Genomic DNA, 487 nt, shown 5'->3' with positions numbered 1-487 from the left:
TCCGTCCAGAACAGAAGAGATAAAAAACTGCCCTCTCTGGCCCGGGTTGGGGTTGCTGAAAATAAAGTAACCGTCCAGCGTGGTTATGGTATCCGCCCCGGGGAAAGAGTCGTCCGTTATCTCCCGCAGACCCTCCGCAGGTGTGAAGATGTAGCCCTTTTGCCCGGCGACTATGCAAAGCTGCTGCCCGTTATCGGCCATATCAACACGCCCGGAGCCACCGATTGTGCCCATATCCACCGCCCAGCCATGGGCGTCCATCTCAAACAATGCGTTATCAATGACGGTGTATAACTTTCCGTCTGACGGTGTGCGGTGCAACCCGCGAACCCTCTTGCCCCTACTGATAAATTCCGCCAGACCGGGGCAGCCGTGCAGCACAACGGAGGACCTTGAGCCATCGGGGGCCACCTCCGGGTACATATTGACAAGGCGCTCTGCGGTCAGGGGAACAGAGCGCCCCTGGCCAACTTTGGATGCAATTGGG

Annotated in this window: 1 protein-coding gene; it reads right to left on the bottom strand. The window is 57.9% G+C overall.

The annotated features are described in order from the left end of the window. Window positions 1-487: hypothetical protein (locus Q5Y71_RS17185; RefSeq protein ID WP_306043290.1), on the bottom strand; the 487-nt coding region annotated here is incomplete at both ends.

This window comes from Microbulbifer sp. 2205BS26-8, from assembly GCF_030731025.1.
GTDB lineage: Bacteria > Pseudomonadota > Gammaproteobacteria > Pseudomonadales > Cellvibrionaceae > Microbulbifer > Microbulbifer spongiae.
Note: the sequence above shows the minus strand (reverse complement) of the source record. Positions and strands in the feature narration are given on the sequence as shown.